18 protein-coding genes are annotated in these 20,160 nt (G+C 56.4%); 6 read left to right on the forward strand and 12 right to left on the reverse strand.

Translation table 11 applies throughout. From position 1 onward, the window contains the following. Position 1: 1 nt before the first annotated feature. The 4 genes from fpr to FHW74_RS19860 form a co-directional block, all read right to left on the reverse strand. Positions 2-748, reverse strand: a complete 747-nt coding sequence (fpr, locus tag FHW74_RS19845; protein WP_183172054.1) for a ferredoxin--NADP(+) reductase — start codon at positions 746-748, stop codon at positions 2-4. A 93-nt stretch (positions 749-841) separates the two neighbouring features. Further along, positions 842-1,852, reverse strand: a complete 1,011-nt coding sequence (gene glpX / locus FHW74_RS19850; protein WP_183172055.1) for a class II fructose-bisphosphatase — start codon at positions 1,850-1,852, stop codon at positions 842-844. 117 nt (positions 1,853-1,969) lie between these two features. Next, on the reverse strand, positions 1,970-3,475 hold the full coding sequence (gene glpK, locus FHW74_RS19855; RefSeq protein ID WP_183172056.1) for a glycerol kinase GlpK: 1,506 nt from the start codon (positions 3,473-3,475) through the stop codon (positions 1,970-1,972). 22 nt (positions 3,476-3,497) lie between these two features. Further along, positions 3,498-4,349: an MIP/aquaporin family protein gene (locus FHW74_RS19860; RefSeq protein WP_183172057.1), complete on the reverse strand. Its 852-nt coding sequence runs from the start codon at positions 4,347-4,349 to the stop codon at positions 3,498-3,500. Between the two features lie 418 nt (positions 4,350-4,767). Between FHW74_RS19860 and zapB the strand changes: the two genes are divergently transcribed. Then, positions 4,768-5,013: a septal ring assembly protein ZapB gene (gene zapB, locus FHW74_RS19865; protein WP_183172058.1), complete on the forward strand. Its 246-nt coding sequence runs from the start codon at positions 4,768-4,770 to the stop codon at positions 5,011-5,013. Positions 5,014-5,177: 164 nt separating this feature from the next. After that, positions 5,178-5,996, forward strand: a complete 819-nt coding sequence (gene nlpA / locus FHW74_RS19870; RefSeq protein ID WP_183172059.1) for a lipoprotein NlpA — start codon at positions 5,178-5,180, stop codon at positions 5,994-5,996. Between the two features lie 44 nt (positions 5,997-6,040). On the opposite strand, the gene rraA is transcribed toward nlpA, so the two are convergent. The 7 genes from rraA to priA form a co-directional block, all read right to left on the reverse strand. Further along, on the reverse strand, positions 6,041-6,526 hold the full coding sequence (gene rraA, locus FHW74_RS19875) for a ribonuclease E activity regulator RraA (RefSeq protein WP_125294943.1): 486 nt from the start codon (positions 6,524-6,526) through the stop codon (positions 6,041-6,043). 92 nt (positions 6,527-6,618) lie between these two features. Beyond that, on the reverse strand, positions 6,619-7,548 hold the full coding sequence (gene menA / locus FHW74_RS19880; protein WP_183172060.1) for a 1,4-dihydroxy-2-naphthoate polyprenyltransferase: 930 nt from the start codon (positions 7,546-7,548) through the stop codon (positions 6,619-6,621). A gap of 172 nt (positions 7,549-7,720) precedes the next feature. After that, the gene (gene hslU, locus FHW74_RS19885) at positions 7,721-9,052 is read right to left on the reverse strand and encodes an HslU--HslV peptidase ATPase subunit (protein ID WP_183172061.1); all 1,332 of its coding nucleotides are present in this window, start codon (positions 9,050-9,052) and stop codon (positions 7,721-7,723) included. Between the two features lie 9 nt (positions 9,053-9,061). Then, a complete protein-coding gene (hslV, locus tag FHW74_RS19890; protein ID WP_183172062.1) occupies positions 9,062-9,592 on the reverse strand; it encodes an ATP-dependent protease subunit HslV in 531 nt (176 codons plus the stop codon). An 88-nt stretch (positions 9,593-9,680) separates the two neighbouring features. Beyond that, complete coding sequence (gene ftsN, locus FHW74_RS19895; RefSeq protein ID WP_183172063.1) at positions 9,681-10,688, reverse strand: cell division protein FtsN; 1,008 nt, start codon at positions 10,686-10,688, stop codon at positions 9,681-9,683. A gap of 88 nt (positions 10,689-10,776) precedes the next feature. Next, positions 10,777-11,811 (reverse strand): DNA-binding transcriptional regulator CytR, encoded by a 1,035-nt coding sequence (cytR, locus tag FHW74_RS19900; protein WP_183172064.1) that lies wholly within the window; start codon positions 11,809-11,811, stop codon positions 10,777-10,779. A 158-nt stretch (positions 11,812-11,969) separates the two neighbouring features. Next, the gene (gene priA, locus FHW74_RS19905) at positions 11,970-14,165 is read right to left on the reverse strand and encodes a primosomal protein N' (RefSeq protein WP_183172065.1); all 2,196 of its coding nucleotides are present in this window, start codon (positions 14,163-14,165) and stop codon (positions 11,970-11,972) included. A gap of 263 nt (positions 14,166-14,428) precedes the next feature. Between priA and rpmE the strand changes: the two genes are divergently transcribed. Continuing rightward, entirely contained in the window at positions 14,429-14,641 is a 213-nt protein-coding gene (gene rpmE, locus FHW74_RS19910) for a 50S ribosomal protein L31 (RefSeq protein ID WP_183172066.1), read from the forward strand. A 352-nt stretch (positions 14,642-14,993) separates the two neighbouring features. Then, complete coding sequence (locus FHW74_RS19915; RefSeq protein ID WP_183172067.1) at positions 14,994-15,674, forward strand: oligogalacturonate-specific porin KdgM family protein; 681 nt, start codon at positions 14,994-14,996, stop codon at positions 15,672-15,674. A gap of 164 nt (positions 15,675-15,838) precedes the next feature. Here FHW74_RS19915 and metJ read toward each other — a convergent pair whose 3' ends face one another. Continuing rightward, positions 15,839-16,156 carry a met regulon transcriptional regulator MetJ gene (gene metJ / locus FHW74_RS19920; RefSeq protein WP_015966498.1) on the reverse strand — a complete coding sequence of 106 codons (318 nt, stop codon included), beginning with the start codon at positions 16,154-16,156 and terminating at the stop codon, positions 15,839-15,841. A gap of 289 nt (positions 16,157-16,445) precedes the next feature. Between metJ and metB the strand changes: the two genes are divergently transcribed. Together metB and FHW74_RS19930 are read left to right on the forward strand one after the other, a co-directional pair. Further along, entirely contained in the window at positions 16,446-17,606 is a 1,161-nt protein-coding gene (gene metB / locus FHW74_RS19925; RefSeq protein ID WP_183172068.1) for a cystathionine gamma-synthase, read from the forward strand. 2 nt (positions 17,607-17,608) lie between these two features. Further along, a complete protein-coding gene (locus FHW74_RS19930; protein ID WP_183172069.1) occupies positions 17,609-20,041 on the forward strand; it encodes a bifunctional aspartate kinase/homoserine dehydrogenase II in 2,433 nt (810 codons plus the stop codon). The last annotated feature ends 119 nt before the right edge of the window (positions 20,042-20,160 follow it).

The following is a 20,160-nucleotide window of genomic DNA, read 5'->3' on the forward strand; positions in this document are numbered from 1 at the left end:
GTTACCAGTAGTGCTCCGCCGTCATATGGCCCGGGCGGCGACGCAGGTGTTTAGTCATTTGCCGGGTCTCTTTCAGCAATTGCTGGGTATCCCGCACCATCTGCGGGTTACCGCATAACATCACGTGGCTGTTTTCGGGCTGCATCGTCAGACCCACCGCTTTTTCCAGCTCGCCGCTATCAATCAACGCCGGAACGCGTCCGGTAAGCGAGCCTGCAACGGTTTCCCGGCTTACCACGGTCTGGATGCGCAGTTTCCCTTCGTAACGCTGCTCCAGCTCCTGCATCAGCGGGAGATAGCTTAAATCGGCGGCGTAACGCGCGGCGTGTACCAGCACGATGTGGTTAAAGCGCTCGAGATCGTGGCCGTACTGGAGAATCGACAGATAGGGGCCGATGGCGGTGCCGGTGGCCAGCATCCACAGCGTATCGCAGTCCGGCACTTCTTCCAGCACGAAAAACCCAGCCGCGTCGCTGACGATATTGATTTCATCGCCAGGCTGCATGACGTGCAGACGCGGGCTAAGTTTGCCTTCCGGCACGTTGACCAGATAAAACTCCAGCGCCGGGTTATCGGGCGCATTCACGTAGGAGTAGGCGCGCTGCACCCGTTCGCCGTCGATTTCCAGCCCCAGCTTGGCGAACTGCCCGGCCGTAAACGGGGCGACCGGCGCGTCGATGGTGAGACTAAACAGTGCGTCAGTCCAGTGTTGAACCTGTGTGACTTTGCCTTTTACCCATTCCGCCATGATTTACTCCACCGATGAATACCCATTAATCTTGCTGAGATAAGCCGCAGATTTCCAGCCCTCACGGGCCGGAAAGCTCATTCAGACAAACGATTACAGTATATGCGCCTGTACGTTGGCATCTTTGCGATCGAGATAATGAATGGATTTAATGCGGCGAATGGTGCGCGATTTCCCGCGGATCAGCAGGGTTTCCGTGGTGGCGATATTCCCTTTACGGCTGATGCCGTCCAGCAGGTCGCCCTTGGTGATGCCGGTGGCAGAGAAAATCACATTATCGCTGCGCGCCATATCGTCGAGGCGCAATACGCTATTGGCTTCAATGCCCATCGCTTTACAGCGCTCAAGCTCCTGTTCACCAATGCGGCGGTTCTCTTCGCTGTCGCCTTTCACCTGGTGACGCGCCAGCAGGCGGCCATGCATATCGCCATCCAGCGCGCGGATCACCGCGGCGGAAACCACGCCTTCCGGCGCGCCGCCGATACCGTACAGCACGTCCACTTCGCTGTCGGGCATGCAGGTTAAAATCGAGGCCGCCACGTCGCCGTCTGGAATCGCGAAAACGCGCACGCCGAGCTGTTGCATTTCGGCGATGGTGGCATCGTGACGCGGTTTCGCCAGAATGGTGACGGTCAGCTCGCTGAGCGGCTTATTCAGCGCCTGGGCGATGTTTTGCAGGTTAGTGGCGAGCGGCAAGCTGAGGTCAATAGCGCCTTTCGCGCCCGGGCCGACAATCAGCTTTTCCATGTACATATCCGGGGCGTTAAGAAACGTGCCTTTATCGCCTACCGCCAGCACTGCCAGCGCGTTGGCCTGGCCCATCGCCGTCATCCGCGTGCCTTCAATCGGATCAACCGCGATGTCCACCGCGTCGCCCTGGCCGGTGCCAACGCGCTCGCCGATATACAGCATCGGCGCTTCGTCGATTTCCCCTTCGCCGATAACAATCTGCCCGTCGATATTGACCTGGTTAAGCATAATGCGCATGGCGTGGACCGCCGCGCCATCCGCGGTGTTTTTATCTCCACGGCCTAACCATTTGTAACCCGCCAGAGCGGCGGCTTCGGTGACGCGGGAAAATTCGATGGCAAGTTCTCGTCTCATAGCTCACTCATTCACTAAAGAAATTGCTGCGGAGTGTAGCACAGGGGGGAGGAGGCTGAAATTTGCGCGCGGAAGGGAGTGAAAAAAGGGACGCCAGCGGCGTCCCTGAGAGGAAAATTACTCGTGCTCTTCCCACGCCAGCGCACGTTTAACGGCTTTCTTCCAGCCTGCGTAACGGTAGTTACGCTCGGTGGTTTCGATGCCCGGACGGAATTCGCGTTCAATCACCGCTTTTTCCTGCAACTCATCCAGATTTTGCCAGAAACCGACCGCCAGACCGGCGAGGTAGGCCGCGCCCAGCGCGGTGACTTCACGCACTTCCGGGCGCTCCACGCGGGTGCCCAGAATGTCGGACTGGAACTGCATCAGGAAGTTGTTGGCGACCGCGCCGCCATCCACGCGCAGGGCGTGCAGACGAATACCGGAGTCCGCCTGCATCGCTTCCAGCACATCGCGGGTCTGGAAGGCGATAGATTCCAGGGTCGCGCGGATGATGTGGCAGGAGTTGACGCCGCGCGTCAGGCCGAAGATCGCGCCACGGGCATACGGGTCCCAGTATGGCGCGCCGAGCCCGGTGAACGCCGGCACCACATAGACGCCGTTGGTGTCTTTCACTTTATTGGCGAAGTATTCAGAGTCGAACGCGTCGTTGATCAATTTCATCTCGTCACGCAGCCACTGAATAGACGCCCCCGCCATAAACACCGCGCCTTCCAGCGCATAGTTCACTTCGCCGCTCGGGCCGCAGGCGATGGTGGTCAGCAGACCGTTTTCCGAGGCCACGGCTTTTTCGCCGGTGTTCATCAGCATAAAGCAGCCGGTGCCGTAGGTATTTTTCGCCATGCCTTCTTTTACGCACAGTTGGCCGAACAGCGCCGCCTGCTGGTCGCCCGCGATACCGGCGATAGGAATACGGGTACCGCCTTTACCGCCGATGTTGGTCTGGCCGTAAACCTCAGAGGATTTACGCACTTCCGGCAGCATGGCGCGCGGGATATCCAGCACTTCCAGCATACGGTCGTCCCAGTCCAGGCTGTGAATGTTGAACAGCATGGTACGGGAGGCGTTGGTGTAATCGGTGACGTGAACGCGTCCCTGGGTCATTTTCCAGATAAGCCAGGTATCCACGGTGCCGAACAGCAGTTCGCCACGGCGGGCGCGCTCGCGGGAACCTTCAACGTGATCGAGGATCCACTTCACTTTGGTGCCGGAGAAGTACGGGTCCACCACCAGGCCGGTGTTTTTGCGGATGTACTCTTCCATGCCGTCGCGCTTGAGCTGCTCGCAGATGTCCGCGGTACGGCGGCACTGCCAGACGATGGCGTTATAGATCGGCTTGCCGGTTTCGCGCTCCCAGACAATGGCGGTTTCACGCTGGTTGGTAATACCAATACCGGCGATTTCATCAGAGCTGATGTCGGCTTTCGCCAGCACTTCGACTAACACCGAGCTTTGGGTCGCCCAGATTTCCATGGGATCATGCTCAACCCAGCCGGCTTTCGGGTAGATCTGCTGAAATTCACGCTGTGACACGCTCACGATATTCGCGCTATGGTCCATGACCACGGCACGGGAGCTGGTGGTGCCCTGGTCGAGCGCAACGATATATTTTTTCTCAGTCATGTTTCTTGTCCCTTCAGTCTTATTACAGCGTAGCTTTTTGTTGCGCGCTGGAGGTTGCCGATGCTTTGTCATCTTCCACAGCGCAGACATCGCAAGGTAAGTGGCGGCCAATCAGCTTACGATAACCGAAGGCCCCGATTGCTGCACCTGCCACCGGGCCGAGCAACGGCACCAGGAAGTAAGGAATATCTTTCGCGCCGGTAAAGGCGACGTTGCCCCAGCCGGCAAGCCAGGCAAAGGCTTTCGGTCCGATATCACGCGCCGGGTTCATCGCGAAGCCGGTCAGCGGGCCCATGGACGCGCCGATAACGGCGATCAGCAGGCCGATCAACAACGGGCCGAGCGGGCCGCGCGGAATGCCGTTACCGTCATCCGTGAGCGCCAGGATCAGTCCCATCAAAATCGCCGTGATCACCATCTCAACGGCAAAGGCCTGGAAGAAGTTGATGTGCGGGTTAGGGTAGGTTGAAAACACGCCTGCCAAATCAAGGCTTTCAACGCTGCCGCGCACCATATTGTGAGTATGTTCGTAATCGTAGAAAAGATTGTAATAAAGCCCGTAAACCAACGCAGCGGCGCAAAAGGCACCGGCAAATTGAGACACAATGTAGGGGACGACTTTACGTTTATCAAAGCAAGCAAATAACCACAGCGCAAGCGTGACGGCGGGATTAAGATGAGCGCCGGATACGCCCGCGGTCAGGTAGATAGCCATGGCTACCCCTAACCCCCAAATCACGCTGATTTCCCACTGGCCGAAGCTGGCACCCGCCACTTTCAACGCGGCGACGCAGCCCACACCAAAGAAAATCAACAACCCGGTACCGAGGAACTCGGCGATGCACTGGCCTTTTAAGGTTGATGTTTGACTCATAATCGGGTCCTGAAGGTAAAAGTGATGATTATTGTTATTCCGGGTGCGATATCACCCGTTATGCCCTGTAGACATGGTGTTAATTTATCGTTAACGAGCAAAAACGAGAAATATCGAACTTAAAATGTGTGTGGTTCGTCAATAAAACGCGCGTTTTCGCGCGAATTTTGCTGGGGACGCGCACGGAATTCCATATCGACGGCTGGCGTGAGTTGTTAACATTTACCGGGGATATTGGTGAAATGCGTTCGGCATAGACTGAAAAGTGTTGCATTTCGCAAACAGCATAGAGTGCTGCTGGACACTGGCGGCAACGCTCCATACAATCGGACTCATGTGGTGAGCACCTGGTAATTAAGGCGTCACCGGAGACGGTAAGGGATAGCACTCTATCAACGCCTGGCAATTCTGGAGAGGTATGACGATGTCATTTGAAGTGTTTGAGAAACTGGAAGCGAAAGTACAGCAGGCTGTTGATACCATCACCCTGTTGCAGATGGAAATTGAAGAACTGAAAGAAAAGAACAACAGCCTGGCGCAGGAAGTTCAGCACGCGCAGGGCAGCCGTGAAGAGCTGGAGCGCGAAAACAACCAGCTGAAAGAACAGCAGCACGTGTGGCAGGAACGTCTGCAGGCGCTGCTGGGTCGCATGGAAGAAGTGTAATTACCTCTCCCGCATGAAAGGCACCGTTTCGGTGCCTTTTTTGTTTCTTCACTCCGCTTATGCTTTTTTCTTCTTGCCCATTCCTTTTCGTTTTTTATCCCGCTTCGTTAATCTCGCTATAGTCTTTTTCTGGCGGAATCAATGGATAGCTAAGGATAACAAAAATGAAACTGGGGATGTCTCGTGGCCCGATGGCCGCTGCGGTACTGCTGACCGGCCTGCTGCTGGCGGGCTGCGACCAACAAAGCGATAGTGCCAAACACATCAAAGTGGGCGTGATTAACGGCGCGGAACAGGATGTGGCGGAAGTGGCCAAAAAGGTCGCCAAAGAAAAATACGATCTGGATGTGGAACTGGTGGGCTTCAGCGGTTCGCTGCTGCCGAACGATGCCACCAATCAGGGCGAACTGGATGCCAACGTATTCCAGCATCGTCCGTTCCTCGAACAGGATAACAAAGCGCATAACTACAAACTGGTGGCGGTCGGCAATACCTTTGTCTTCCCGATGGCCGGTTATTCTCGCCAGATTAAATCGGTTGATGAATTAAAAGATGGCGCAACCGTTGCGATCCCGAACGACCCCACCAATCTGGGCCGCGCGTTGCTGCTGTTACAGAAAGAGAAGCTGATTACCCTCAAGCCGGATACCGGCCTGCTGCCAACGGCGCTGGATATTACCGCTAACCCACGCCACCTGAACATCATGGAGCTGGAAGGCGCGCAGTTGCCGCGCGTGCTGGACGACCCGAAAGTCGACGTGGCGATCATCAGCACCACCTACATTCAGCAGCTGAACCTGTCGCCGGTACATGACAGCGTGTTTATCGAAGATAAAAACTCGCCGTATGTGAACATTATCGTGACGCGGGAAGAGAACAAAGACGCGGAAAACGTGAAGAAGTTTATTCAGTCGTATCAGTCGCCGGAAGTGGCGCAAGCGGCGGAGAAAATCTTTAACGGTGGGGCGGTGCCTGGCTGGTAACAGAAAACATTCAGGCCATCCGAACGGGATGGCCTGAATGAGGATTATTCGATATCGAGCGGGTCTTCGGAAAGGATCATGCCGGTATTGTCGGCATACAGATGGTCGCCGGAGAAGAAGGTCACACCGCCGAAATTGACGCGCACGTCGCTTTCACCAATGCCTTCTCCGGACGCGCCAACCGGAATGGCGGCCAGGGCCTGAATGCCGAGGTCCAGCTCTTCCAGATCGTCCACCTGACGCACCGCACCGTAGATGACCACGCCTTCCCATTCGTTTTGCACCGCCAGACGCGCCAGTTCGGCGTCAAGCAACGCGCGACGAACGGAACCGCCGCCGTCCACCAGTAAAATGCGTCCGCGGCCATTTTGCTCGAGTAGCTCGTACAGCAACCCGTTGTCCTCGAAACATTTCACGGTAATGATCTGTCCGCCAAAAGAGGAACGCCCGCCGAAGTTGGAGAACAGCGGCTCCACCACATTGACTTCTTCATGATAAATGTCACAAAGCTCAGAAGTATCGTATTTCATAGGCTTAAGGTTTCGTTGCTGCGAGAGTTTTCAGTATATCGCTTTCAGTCGATTGTTGGCAAAATCATCAATTGTTAATTGATATTTGTCAGTTAAAAATGGGCCTGACTCAAAATAACACCTATTGCAAACAACAGGTTAGTCAGCAGCGCACCCTTAACTGTACGTTCCAGCATCGGGCGCATCGCCAGCGGATCGCGTTCCCGCACCACGTATTGCGCCTGTCTGACCAACATCGGCGCCGCCAGAATGAACAACCAGCCCCACGGGCTTTGCAGTGAAAACAGGTTAAACAGCGCCAGGCACACCAGCGTGCCGATCAACAAAAATGCGTGATAGCGGCGGGCGCGTTCCGGGCCAAGCCGTACCGCCAGTGTGTTTTTGCCATTGATACGATCGCTGTCGATATCGCGCAGGTTGTTGATATTCAGCACCGCGGTTGCCAGCAGGCCGCAGGCGGTAGCGGGCAGGAAAATCGCCGGGATCAGCGTATGCGCCTGCAAATACCAGGTGCCCATCACGCTCAGCCAGCCGAAGAAAATCAGTACCGAAATATCGCCAAGGCCGAGATAGCCGTAAGGGCGGGTGCCCACGGTATAGGTGATGGCGGCGATAATCGACAGTAACCCCAGCAACAAAAATCCTAAAAAGTCGCTGAAGGTGCGGCAGGCGACCCATACCAGCGCGAAGCCGGACAGGCAAATCAGCGCCACAGTAATAATTAACGCACGTTTCATCTGAGCCTGAGTGATCGCGCCCTTTTGCATCCCACGCAGCGGCCCGATGCGGTCCGGCTTATCGCTGCCTTTTACCGCATCGCCGTAGTCATTGGCGAGGTTGGACAGGATTTGCAGCAGGCCCGCCGTCAGCAGCGCCAGCAGCGCGATCAGCGGATCGAAGACGCCCTGCCACCAGGCGAGCGCGCTACCAACCACAATGGAGGCGAACGCGAGGGGAAGAGTACGTGGGCGCAGGCTTTCCAGCCAGGCTTGCGTACGGCTCAGTGATTGTGAGTCAGTCATAGTAAGCGAACCAATAAAAAATGGGGGCGAATTGCCCCCATCGTAAATGATGAAATTGCACTGAGCGCGATTATAACCACAACCACCGGTAAGTTGCAGAGGTGTCGCCGAACTCTGTTAAGCGAGACGTGCCGACCACCTCTTTAGAGTTACGCGCCGAACAAACAGGCAATTACAGAATGAAGCGGCTCAAATCTTCATCCGCAACCAGCTCATCCAGATGCTTACCAACGTATTCCGCATCAATGATGATGGTCTGACCGTTGAGATCGCTGGCGTCGTAGGAGATCTCTTCCATCAGACGCTCCAGCACGGTATGTAAACGACGCGCGCCGATGTTCTCGGTGCTCTCGTTAACCTGCCACGCCGCCTGGGCGATGCGTTTGATGCCGTCATCAGTGAAGTCGATATTCACGCCTTCGGTCGCCATCAGCGCTTTGTACTGGACGGTGACAGAGGCGTTCGGCTCGGTCAGGATGCGTTCAAAGTCTTCTGCGGTCAGCGCCTGAAGCTCAACGCGGATCGGCAGACGACCCTGTAATTCCGGGATCAGGTCAGACGGGCTGGCCACCTGGAACGCGCCGGAAGCGATAAACAGGATGTGGTCGGTTTTCACCATGCCGTGTTTGGTGGATACCGTACAGCCTTCCACCAGCGGCAGCAGGTCGCGCTGCACGCCTTCACGGGACACATCCGGGCCGGATACGTTACCGCGCTTACAGATTTTGTCGATCTCATCGATAAACACGATGCCGTGCTGTTCAACCGCGTCAATCGCGTCTTGCTTCAGCTCTTCCGGATTGACCAGTTTGGCGGCTTCTTCTTCCACCAGCAGCTTCATCGCGTCTTTGATTTTCAGCTTACGCGGCTTCTGCTTCTGCCCGCCCAGGTTCTGGAACATGGACTGTAGCTGGTTGGTCATCTCTTCCATGCCCGGAGGCGCCATGATTTCTACGCCCATCGGCGCAGCGGCGAGATTGATTTCAATCTCTTTATCATCCAGTTGGCCTTCACGCAGCTTCTTGCGGAACGCCTGACGCGCGGCAGAAGGCTCCTGCGCCTGCTCCGCCTGGCCCCAGTTGTTTTTAGCCGGTGGGATCAGCACATCCAGAATGCGCTCTTCCGCCATCTCTTCGGCGCGATAGCGGTTCTTTTCAATGGACTGCATGCGCACCATCTTAATCGCGGCATCGGTCAGATCGCGGATGATAGAATCCACTTCTTTACCGACATAGCCCACTTCGGTGAACTTGGTCGCTTCCACTTTGATAAACGGCGCATGGGCCAGTTTAGCCAGACGACGGGCGATTTCGGTTTTACCCACGCCGGTGGGGCCGATCATCAGAATGTTTTTCGGTGTCACTTCATGACGCAGCTCTTCATCAAGCTGCATACGGCGCCAGCGGTTACGCAGCGCGATGGCCACAGAACGCTTCGCCGCGTCCTGGCCGATAATGTGTTTGTCGAGTTCGCTGACAATTTCGCGTGGGGTCATTTCAGACATGGGAAATCCTTACGCTTTAGAGGAGAGTTCTTCGATGGTCAGGAAGTGGTTGGTGTAGATGCAAATATCACCTGCAATCCCCAGCGACTTCTCAACAATTTCACGGGCGTCCAGTTCGGTGTTTTCCAGCAGCGCGCGCGCCGCGGCCTGGGCATACGGGCCACCGGAACCAATCGCAATCAAATCGTTTTCCGGTTGGATCACATCGCCGTTACCGGTGATGATCAGGGATGCCGTTTCATCCGCCACCGCCAGCAGCGCTTCCAGACGGCGCAGCATACGGTCGGTACGCCAGTCTTTGGCAAGCTCTACAGCCGCTTTCACCAGATGGCCCTGATGCATTTCCAGTTTGCGTTCGAAGAGTTCAAACAGCGTGAAGGCGTCCGCCGTACCGCCCGCGAAACCCGCAATGACTTTATCGTTGTAAAGGCGACGCACTTTTTTGACGTTGCCTTTCATTACGGTATTGCCCAGAGTGGCCTGTCCATCGCCACCAATCACCACCTGTCCGTTGCGGCGTACGCTTACTATTGTTGTCACTGACAGACCCCTTTTCGATAGCTGAATACAGGCCCCGCGCCAGGCGCGGGGCAGAATGCAATTATAGATGGGGGGTGTTTTGGGGGTTTCAACCCCCCGCGGCGAGACGAATGCAGTTAGTGTGACCGGCGAGCTTCAGGCGGGTGAGGGTGCCATCGGCGTTTTCTTTGCCTTTCACCGGGCCGATCACCACGCGGTTCCAGCCGTTATTGGCGGTAATGCGGGAATCAAAGCCCTCAAACGCCAGCTGCGCCCGCACGGTTTCCGCCTGCTCGGCACCTTTAAAGGAACCGCACTGCACCATCCAGCGGCGTTCATCTTTTTTCTCGGCGGTTGGTTTTTCCGGCGCGGTTTCGCGGGTGACCGGCGCGGCCTGGGCGGTGGCCTTCGGCTGCGCAGGTTCACGCTGCGCGGTGTGCGGCGGCGTTTGCAGCAAATCCTGATAGGGCTGCTGGCTGGCAGTTGTCCGGTTGGTTTGCGGCGCGGCAGGTTTCTGCGTTTGCGCGCTGCGCACCGGCTGCTCCTGGACCGTGGCGGCGCGTACCGGCTGGGTTTGCTGGTACGGCTGCTCGACGCGCGGCGGGGTACGCTGCTGCTGCGCAACGGTATTCTGCTGTTGGATCTGTTTCTGGCGCTGCAAGGTTTGCTGGCGCTGGGCAGGGGTTTGCTCGTTCCACGGCACTTCGTTGAGCTGGGTGGGCTGCTGGCGCATATCCGCCTGCATTTGAGCCAGTAGCTGACGCTGTTCGTTGGTCAACTGATCTTGGTTCATGATCTCCCCACCGGCGGACGGCTCGGTCGGGGTGCGTACGCCCGGCTGGCGGTTTTCCAGCTCTTTAATATAGCGCCAGCGCTCTTCAGGTTTCGGCGGCAAGCCATTTCCCGTCACTTTGTGACCCGGGATGACCTCGGCTTCTTCAGACTTATGATGGGTAATAAAGTACAGGCCACCGATAAAGGTCACCAGAACGGCCGCTGCGATAGCGACCATGGCCGGGGAAACAGCAGGCAGGTTACGTTGCTTTTTGCGGGTAGTCGGTTTCTTCCGCCGCGCGGGGCTCGGCTGTCCGCGGCGTACATAATCTCGTTGTGCCACTATCGTTTCGCTGTATTTATTCGTTTATCAGCCCGTCATGTTACTTAAGGGACGGGCTTTTGACCAGTGAGGTGAGTCCTAATCGAAACTATTTTGCCGCCTTGCGAGCCCGCGTGGAGCCGCGCACCATCAGCTCACAATCCAGCAGGCGTGAACCGCTGCTCACGACCTGGCCATGTAGCTGATCGAGCAGCAGCAGCATGGCCTCGCGGCCAATCTCGAAACGCGGCTGCGAAATCGTGGTTAACGGCGGGTCGCAGAATTCTGCCAGCGCGATGTTATCAAAGCCGATAATCGACAAATCGTCCGGCACTTTATAGCCGCGGCGCTTGGCCTGCGACAGCGCACCCAGCGCCATCACATCGCTGTGGCAGAAGATCGCCGTTGGCGGATTGGGCAGATTCAGCAACTGATCCAGCGCCTGTGCGCCGGCGTTAAACGTGAAATCGCCCCGGGCGATATAGTGCGGGTCGACCTGCATCCCGCTGCGGCGTAACGCCTGGACGTAGCCCTGTAACCGGTAATGGCACAGCGGCATCTCTTCTGGCCCGGCGATACAGGCGATCTGGTCGTGCCCCAGTTCATGAAGGTAGTTCACGGCGTTAAAGGCGGCGGTCAGGTTATCGATATGCACCGTCGGCAGTTCCAGTTCCGGCGCAAATTCGTTCGCCATCACCATCGGCGGCAGATTGCGCTGCTCTTCTTTACTGGCGTCGAACGGCAGGCGCGAGCCGAGCAGCAGCATGCCGTCGATCTGCTTGGTGATAATCAGGTCAATAAAGGTTTTTTCTTGCTGATTCTGGTGCGCGCAGTCGCCAATCAGCACCAGATAGCCCTGGTCAGCGGCGGTGACTTCAATGCCGCGAATGATTTCGCTGAAAAAGGGATCGCAGATATCCGGGACAATCACCAGGATAGTGCGTGACTCGTTACGTTTTAAATTGCGGTTCAGGGAGCCAGGCAAATAACCCACGTCAATAGCGGCTTGCTCTACCTTATTACGGGTAGCCTGAGAAACCTTCTCAGGATTCATTAATGCACGAGATACCGTGGCGGTTGAGACATTTGCCCGCTCGGCAACATCTTTCATGGTTGCGGCAACAACCTGTTTCTTCGGGTTCAACTTCTTCTCCTCGCAAACTATCGCGGGCGCAGACACGTCCTGTGGTCTGGCTTGACCGATCATTCTTATCAGATATTTACACCGCACGGTTACAAAAATTGCATAAGAAATGTGATCAAGATTTTATTTTTCGATCTCTGCCGCATTGTGCTGACGATTTAGCTTTCGATGGGATCGACATCCAGCGTCCATTTGACTTTGCGCGCCTCGGGTAGCGTGTTCACCAGCGCCAGGCTCTGGCTAAGAATATGTTGTAGCTTCAGGCGGGACGGGTGCTGCAACAGGATCTGCCAGCGAAAGCGCCCGCCGCGTTTCGGCTGTAACGCCGGAACCGGTCCGAGGATCCACAGCTTGTCATCCGCCAGCGGGCTGGCCTGCAACAGGTTACGCAACTGTTGTAAAAACAGCGGGGCCTGCTGGTTGTTATGGTCTTCCGCGCGGATCATCACGTGGCTGCTGTAAGGCGGAAGCCAGACCTGGCTGCGAGTGCGCAGCGCTTCTTCAGCGAAAGCGTCATAACCCTGGCTGAGCAGCGTTTGCAGTAATGGATGCTCCGGGTGATGGGTTTGCAGGATCACTTCCCCCTGTTTACCCGCACGCCCGGCGCGCCCGGCGACCTGAGTATACAGCTGGGCGAAACGCTCCGGCGAACGGAAATCCGCCGAGAACAGCGCGCCGTCCACGTCCAGCAGCGCGACCAGCGTCACATCGGGAAAGTGGTGGCCCTTCGCCAGCATCTGCGTGCCGATCAGGATCCGCGCGCCGCCGCGATGTACGTCCGCCAGATGCTGCTCCAGCGCCCCTTTGCGGCTGGTGGTGTCGCGATCAATACGCGACAGCGGCACGCCGGGAAACAGCGGGCTTAACGCCTGCTCCAGCTGTTCGGTCCCCAGGCCGACGGGCACGGTATGGGTGGAGCCGCACTGTGGACACTGGCGTGGCACCGGGCGCTGGCTGTCGCAGTGGTGGCAGCGCAACTGATGCTGCGCCTGATGCAGCGTGTAGTAGTGGTCGCAGCGTGGGCATTCGGCAATCCAGCCGCAGTCGTGGCAGAGCAGCGCTGGGGCGAAACCGCGCCGGTTAAGAAATAAGATGACCTGATTATCGGCCTGAAGATGCTGGCGCATCCGGGCGATCAATGCCGGGGCGAGGCCTGCCTGCACCGGCTGGCCCTTCAAATCCACCAGATGTTGCATCGCCGGGCGCGCATTGCCCGCGCGACGAGTCAGTTTCAGTTCGCGGTACTTCTTCACCCGCACGTTGTGCAACGTTTCCAGCGCGGGCGTTGCCGAGCCAAGGATAATCGGGATCTGCTCGCGGTGAGCGCGATACACCGCCAGGTCGCGGGCATGATAGCGCCAGCCTTCCTGCTGTTTATAGGAGCTGTCGTGTTCTTCATCGATAACAATCACGCCCAACTGTTTAAACGGCGTAAACAGCGCCGAGCGGGTACCGATAACTATCGCCGCTTCGCCGCTTTTGGCCTTCAGCCAGGCTGCCAGCCGCTCGCTGTCGTTCAGGGCCGAGTGCAGCACTTCCACCGGGGCGTTAAACCGTTCCCTGAAACGCGCGATGGTCTGCGGCGTCAGGCCGATTTCCGGGACCAGTACCAGCGCCTGTTTGCCCTGAGCCAGCACGTTTTCCAGCACGCTGAGGTAAACCTCGGTTTTCCCCGAGCCGGTTACGCCTGCCAGCAGCCAGGCGGAAAATTGATCGGAGGCGCTGTGGATCGCCCCCACGGCAGTGGCCTGCTCGGTGTTGAGACGCAACCGCTCGCCGGACACGCTAAAGCCAGGCCGCCAGTCGGTTTGCTCAGGCAACTGCGCCCGTAAATCGCACAATCCTTTACTACGCAACGTCTGAAACGTCGCGTCACTCAGCTCCATCTCGCTAAGCTGGTGGCGCAGAATCGGCTGGTGGCGCAGTAGCGCCAGCGCCTGCTGCTGTTTCGGGGCGCGTTTCAGGCTATTGATATCGAGGGCTTGGCCATCTTCAGTCGCATACCAGGTCCAGAGCGGCGTTCCGCTGGCGGGCTTGCCCTGGCGCAGCAGCACCGGCAGCGCATGAAACAGCACATCGCCAATGGGGTGGTGGTAATACTCTGCCGCCCACAGCAGCAGTTGCCATAAAGAAGGGGAAAACAGCGGCGCGTCGTCGAGGGATTCCAGCACCGATTTTAGCTCTTCGCGCGGCAGTTCACTGTGTTCGCTAACGGAAACCACAATCCCGACGCGCTGCTGCTTGCCGAAGGGTACCCGCACGCGACAGCCTGCCGCCACCTGCATCCCGGCGGGAAGCAGGTAATCAAAGGTGCGGGGCAGCGGCACCGCCAGGGCAATATGGGCAACAGACATCCGGGCTCCCGGCTGAGAAAATGACGGCATAGTGTACACTGTGAGAAAGACAATTTGCGGATCAGTTTGCATGCGGTGATTAATTTCTGTATGATTCGCCGCCTTTGATGCACAAAGCGTGCAGTCAAATCGACGTATTTCCCCGGCGCGCGGTACTGGAGTGAACACACCCGCAGTACCCGGTGAGACGGGGAATTTATCAACTTCGCGTGGTGTCTGGCGTTAGGGCCGGAAGAGCGACGCGGCCTTCACTGAGGTTTCCCATGAAAAAAGGTATTCACCCGAATTACGCAGAAATTACTGCAACTTGTTCTTGCGGTAATGTGATCAAGACTCACTCAACTGTGGGCCACGATCTGAACCTGGACGTTTGTGGCAAATGCCACCCGTTCTACACCGGCAAACAGCGTGATGTTGCTACCGGTGGCCGTGTTGACCGCTTCAACAAGCGTTTCAGCATCCCGGGCAGCAAATAAGTTTCCGCTGTCAGAAAAAAGCGCCGCAAGGCGCTTTTTTTGTTTCTGGCTTTTATCTTTTATATATTGCTATTGATAATATGAATTACATTTCCATCAATTATAATTGAAATGGTGTTTTTATTTTTTTTAGTAAATTAATTTCATTGAGATCCGCACCCTTTTTATCTTCGTGATTTTGCCACCTTTTTAATTTCCATGGCAAAATATCAAAGGTTTTGCCCCGCTCGCTTAAATACACTCGTGACGATTTTTAATATTTATCCGATCTGATTCCTTTGGTGTGTATTATTTTCGGGATAGCTTTATCAGATTGAATTATTGTCATGGTTTATATTCTGAGGGCTTATTTATGAAGGCAGGGTATGCTTTATTACTTATTCCATTATTGACCAGCGCCGCCCAGGCGGGGTATGTGGATTATCGTCATGAATATTATGATGACGGGCGCAATTACGATCGTGTTTATATGTCGCATCGTTTTGGTAGTGGATTTGGCGTTGCCGTAGAAGCGGTGTCGCGTTCTGATGACGCACAATCTAATGATGCGCTGAATAATATGGAAAGTAACAGCAACGAATATACGGCAAGTTATCAGTTCAACTGGCAAAATCTCATCTGGCAGCCTGGGATGGCGGTGGAGATGGGCGACAACATGGCGACCTATAAGCCGTACCTTAAAGTGCAGTACAACTTTAATGAAAACTGGTGGACCGCATTCCGTTACCGTTTTGAATATACGCGGCGTAATAATGACGGCAAAGAAGATCGGAATGTTAACCGGCCAGAAGCCTGGTTGGGTTATAACGTTGGTGACTGGATGTTTGAATTGAACGGCATCTACAAAGTCTCCGATCATGAAAATCTTTATAATAATAAAAATGAAGACTACGAGTATAACTTCCGTATCGCTTATAACATTGGCTCATGGGTTCCGTTTACTGAAATTGGTAATGTGTCGGGTGGTTATAATACGGCGACAACGTCCGATCGGCAAACGCGCTATCGTGTAGGTATCGGTTATAATTTCTAACCGACTACGTTAATTATGATGCGTGATTAGAGGGCAACAATAATATTGTTTACTGCATAGGTATTTCATAATAAATGAAATGCTAAAACTGAAGTATTGATATTATTTTTGCGAAGACAGTATTAAAAAAGAGCGGCGGCGTCGTGATGCGCCGCTCCTCTTGCTTAGTATTCCCACGTCTCCGGGTCGATACCCAGCTCACGCATGATCACTTTCGCCTCTTCCGGGATTTCATCACTGCGCTCTTTACGCAGATCCTCATCGTTTGGCAGCGGCTGACCGGTAAAAGCATGCAAAAACGCTTCACACAGTAGTTCACTGTTGGTGGCGTGACGCAGATTGTTCACCTGACGACGGGTACGTTCATCAGTGAGGATTTTTAACACCTTCAGAGGAATGGAAACCGTAATTTTTTTTACTTGTTCACTCTTCTTACCGTGCTCAGCGTATGGGCTGATATATTCGCCGCTCCATTCAGCCATGTTATACCTTTCATCCTCTCAATATTGATAGTGGACCGGGGCCGGTCTGGCGGGCCACAGCCATAAACAGGATAGCGCCGCGCACAGAGATCCCGTCGCGCCACTGCTCTAAACACACAATTTTAACGGCTAATTTGGTTTTGCTCAATCTATACGCAAAGAAGTTTAGATGTCCAGATGTATTGACGTCCATTTCTTCTGTGGTTACTCTGTGGGCAGACTTTGAACCGATTCCCGATTATCCCGCGACATTGCCGGGATCAGTCCTTCAGCCAGGAAGCCGCTCAACATGACACGTAAACAGGCCACTATCGCAGTACGCAGTGGATTAAATAATGACGAACAGTACGGCTGCGTTGTTCCGCCCATCCATCTTTCCAGCACCTATAACTTTACCGGTTTCAATGAGCCGCGCGCCCATGACTATTCTCGCCGGGGTAACCCGACGCGCGATGTGACCCAGCGCGCACTGGCGGAACTGGAAGGCGGCGCAGGGGCGGTGTTGACCAATACCGGGATGTCGGCGATCCATCTGGTGACCACGGTTTATCTGAATCCAGGCGATCTGCTGGTGGCGCCGCACGACTGCTACGGCGGCAGCTACCGTCTGTTCGATAGCCTGGCGAAACGCGGCTGCTACCGGGTGCTGTTTGTCGATCAGAACGATGAAGCGGCATTAAAAGCGGCGCTGGCGGAGAAACCGAAGCTGGTACTGATCGAAACGCCAAGTAACCCGCTGTTGCGTGTCGTGGATATCGAAAAAATCTGCCGCCTGACCCGCGAAGCCGGAGCGGTAAGCGTAGTGGACAACACTTTCCTGAGCCCGGCGCTGCAAAACCCGCTTTCTCTGGGTGCCGATTTAGTGCTGCACTCCTGCACCAAATACCTCAACGGCCATTCCGATGTGGTGGCGGGCGTGGTTATTTCCCGTGATGAAGAGACCGCCGTTAATCTGGCCTGGTGGGCAAATAATATTGGCGTCACCGCTGCGGCGTTTGACAGCTATTTGCTGCTGCGCGGCCTGCGCACGCTGGTGCCGCGTATGGATATCGCGCAGCGTAACGCGCTGGCGATTATCGACTATCTGAAGACCCAACCGCTGGTGAAAAAGCTGTATCATCCTTCTCTGCCGGAAAATCAGGGCCATGACATTGCGGCTCGCCAGCAGAAGGGTTTTGGCGCGATGCTGAGCTTTGAACTCGACGGCGATGAAGAGACGCTGCGCCGCTTCCTTGGCGCGCTGGAGCTGTTTACACTGGCGGAATCGTTAGGCGGGGTAGAAAGCCTGATTTCCCATGCCGCGACCATGACCCATGCGGGTATGGCGCCAGAAGCGCGCGCCGCCGCAGGCATTTCCGAGACGCTGCTGCGCATCTCAACCGGTATTGAAGACAGTGAAGATTTACTTGCTGACCTGGAAAATGGCTTCCGGGCAGCGGCTAAGGGGTAAGCATGAGTGTTTCAGCGCCTGCAGGGGCGAAAGGTCGTCAACTGCATAAATTTGGTGGTAGTAGCCTTGCGGATGTGAAGTGTTACCAGCGCGTGGCCGGAATTATGGCCGAGTATTCGCAGCCGGACGACATGATGGTGGTTTCCGCCGCAGGCAGTACAACTAACCAGTTGATCAGTTGGTTGAAACTGAGCCAGACGGATCGCCTGTCCGCCCATCAGGTTCAGCAGGCGCTGCGCCGTTATCAGACCGAATTAATCAGCGGACTGTTACCCGCCGATAAAGCGGACGCTCTGATTAGCGGCTTTATCCACGATCTGGAGCGCCTGGCGGCGCTGCTCGACGGCACCATTACCGATGCGGTGTATGCTGAAGTCGTGGGTCACGGCGAGATTTGGTCGGCGCGTTTGATGTCCGCCGTGCTGAATCTCCAGGGCATCGACGCCACCTGGCTGGACGCGCGCGAATTTTTACGCGCCGAGCGCAGCGCGCAGCCGCAGGTGGACGAAGGTCTCTCTTACCCTTTACTGCAACAGCTTCTGGCCCAGCATCCCGGCAAACGTGTCGTGGTGACGGGCTTTATCTGCCGCAATAACGCGGGTGAAACTGTCCTGCTGGGGCGTAACGGCTCTGACTATTCCGCGACCCAAATTGGCGCGCTGGGCGGTGTTTCCCGCGTCACCATCTGGAGCGACGTGGCGGGCGTTTATAGCGCCGACCCGCGTAAAGTAAAAGACGCCTGCCTGCTGCCGTTACTGCGCCTTGATGAAGCCAGCGAACTGGCGCGTCTGGCGGCTCCGGTACTGCACGCCCGTACCCTTCAGCCGGTTTCCGGCAGCGATATCGATTTGCAGCTGCGGTGCAGCTACAACCCGGAGCAGGGCTCCACGCGCATTGAGCGCGTGTTGGCATCCGGCACCGGCGCGCGCATTGTCACCAGTCATGACGACGTGTGCCTGATTGAACTGCTGGTCGCGCCGGATCAGGATTTCAAACTGGCGCATCAGGAAACGCTAAGCGTGCTGAAGCGCGCGCAGATCCGTCCGCTGTCGATTGGCGTTCATCCCGACCGCCGTTTACTGCAACTGTGCTACACCTCAGAAGTGGTCGGCAGCGCATTCAGCACCCTGGAAGCCGCTGCCCTGCCTGGCGAACTGCGTCTGCGTGAAGGGCTGGCGCTTGTGGCGATGGTGGGCGCAGGCGTGTGCCGCAACCCGCTGCACAGCCACCGCTTCTGGCAACAGTTGAAAGATCAGCCGGTGGAGTTTATCTGGCAGTCGGAAGAGGGCATCAGCCTGGTGGCCGTGCTGCGCGTCGGCCCTACCGAAAGCCTGATTCAGGGCCTGCACCAGACGCTGTTCCGCGCCGAGAAGCGCATCGGCCTGATGCTGTTCGGCAAAGGCAATATCGGCTCCCGCTGGCTGGAGCTGTTCGCCCGCGAGCAGGAAACGCTTTCCGCCCGCACCGGTTTTGAATTTGTCCTGGCCGGCGTGGTGGATAGCCGCCGCAGCCAGCTAAATTATCAGGGGCTGGACGCCAGCCGCGCCCTGGCCTTCTTTAATGACGAAGCCCAGGATCACGATGAAGAATCACTGTTCCTGTGGATGCGCAACCATCCGTATGACGATTTGGTGGTGCTGGACGTCACGGCAAGCGAAGAGCTGGCCGATCAGTATCTGGATTTCGCCAGCCACGGTTTCCATGTGATCAGCGCCAACAAGCTGGCGGGTGCCAGCAACAGTAACAAATATCGCCAAATCCGCGATGCGTTTGCCAAAACGGGCCGTCACTGGTTGTACAACGCCACCGTAGGCGCCGGGCTGCCGGTTAACCATACCGTGCGCGACCTGCGTGACAGCGGCGATTCGATTCTGGCCATCAGCGGGATTTTCTCCGGGACGCTCTCCTGGCTGTTTTTGCAGTTTGACGGCAGCGTGCCGTTTACCGACCTGGTGGATCAGGCCTGGCAGCAGGGCTTAACCGAGCCAGATCCGCGCGTCGACCTGTCCGGGAAAGACGTGATGCGCAAGCTGGTGATCCTGGCGCGCGAAGCCGGGTACGACATCGAACCTGACCAGGTGCGCGTCGAGTCGCTGGTGCCGCAGGGCTGCGAAGAGGGATCGGTGGATCACTTCTTCGAGAACGGTGATGCGCTGAATGACCAGATGGTGCAACGTCTGGAAGCCGCCCGGGAAATAGGGCTGGTGCTGCGCTATGTGGCGCGCTTCGACGCCAATGGCAAAGCGCGCGTCGGCGTGGAGGCGGTGCGTCCTGAGCATCCGCTGGCGTCGCTGCTGCCGTGCGATAACGTGTTTGCCATCGAAAGCCGCTGGTATCGCGATAACCCGCTGGTGATCCGTGGCCCAGGCGCCGGACGCGACGTCACCGCCGGAGCCATTCAGTCCGATCTCAACCGCCTGGCTCAACTGCTGTAATCTGATATGCGCCTTTTGCCTCCGCTGGCAAAAGGCGCTTTCTCTTTCTGTGACGCCCCATCCTGAATTTTTTTCACGTTCGTTGAATATTCCTCATTCATTCTGGTGATTTTTCAGTT

This window comes from Atlantibacter sp. RC6, assembly GCF_014193285.1.
GTDB lineage: Bacteria > Pseudomonadota > Gammaproteobacteria > Enterobacterales > Enterobacteriaceae > Atlantibacter.

Coding starts and splice junctions, on each gene's coding strand:
- metJ (WP_015966498.1), bottom strand. CDS start 16,156: ATGGCTGAATGGAGCGGCGAATATATCAGCCCATACGCTGAGCACGGT.
- rraA (WP_125294943.1), bottom strand. CDS start 6,526: ATGAAATACGATACTTCTGAGCTTTGTGACATTTATCATGAAGAAGTC.
- FHW74_RS19930 (WP_183172069.1), top strand. CDS start 17,609: ATGAGTGTTTCAGCGCCTGCAGGGGCGAAAGGTCGTCAACTGCATAAA.
- glpK (WP_183172056.1), bottom strand. CDS start 3,475: ATGACTGAGAAAAAATATATCGTTGCGCTCGACCAGGGCACCACCAGC.
- rpmE (WP_183172066.1), top strand. CDS start 14,429: ATGAAAAAAGGTATTCACCCGAATTACGCAGAAATTACTGCAACTTGT.
- priA (WP_183172065.1), bottom strand. CDS start 14,165: ATGTCTGTTGCCCATATTGCCCTGGCGGTGCCGCTGCCCCGCACCTTT.
- FHW74_RS19915 (WP_183172067.1), top strand. CDS start 14,994: ATGAAGGCAGGGTATGCTTTATTACTTATTCCATTATTGACCAGCGCC.
- fpr (WP_183172054.1), bottom strand. CDS start 748: ATGGCGGAATGGGTAAAAGGCAAAGTCACACAGGTTCAACACTGGACT.
- metB (WP_183172068.1), top strand. CDS start 16,446: ATGACACGTAAACAGGCCACTATCGCAGTACGCAGTGGATTAAATAAT.
- nlpA (WP_183172059.1), top strand. CDS start 5,178: ATGAAACTGGGGATGTCTCGTGGCCCGATGGCCGCTGCGGTACTGCTG.
- FHW74_RS19860 (WP_183172057.1), bottom strand. CDS start 4,349: ATGAGTCAAACATCAACCTTAAAAGGCCAGTGCATCGCCGAGTTCCTC.
- hslU (WP_183172061.1), bottom strand. CDS start 9,052: ATGTCTGAAATGACCCCACGCGAAATTGTCAGCGAACTCGACAAACAC.
- zapB (WP_183172058.1), top strand. CDS start 4,768: ATGACGATGTCATTTGAAGTGTTTGAGAAACTGGAAGCGAAAGTACAG.
- menA (WP_183172060.1), bottom strand. CDS start 7,548: ATGACTGACTCACAATCACTGAGCCGTACGCAAGCCTGGCTGGAAAGC.
- glpX (WP_183172055.1), bottom strand. CDS start 1,852: ATGAGACGAGAACTTGCCATCGAATTTTCCCGCGTCACCGAAGCCGCC.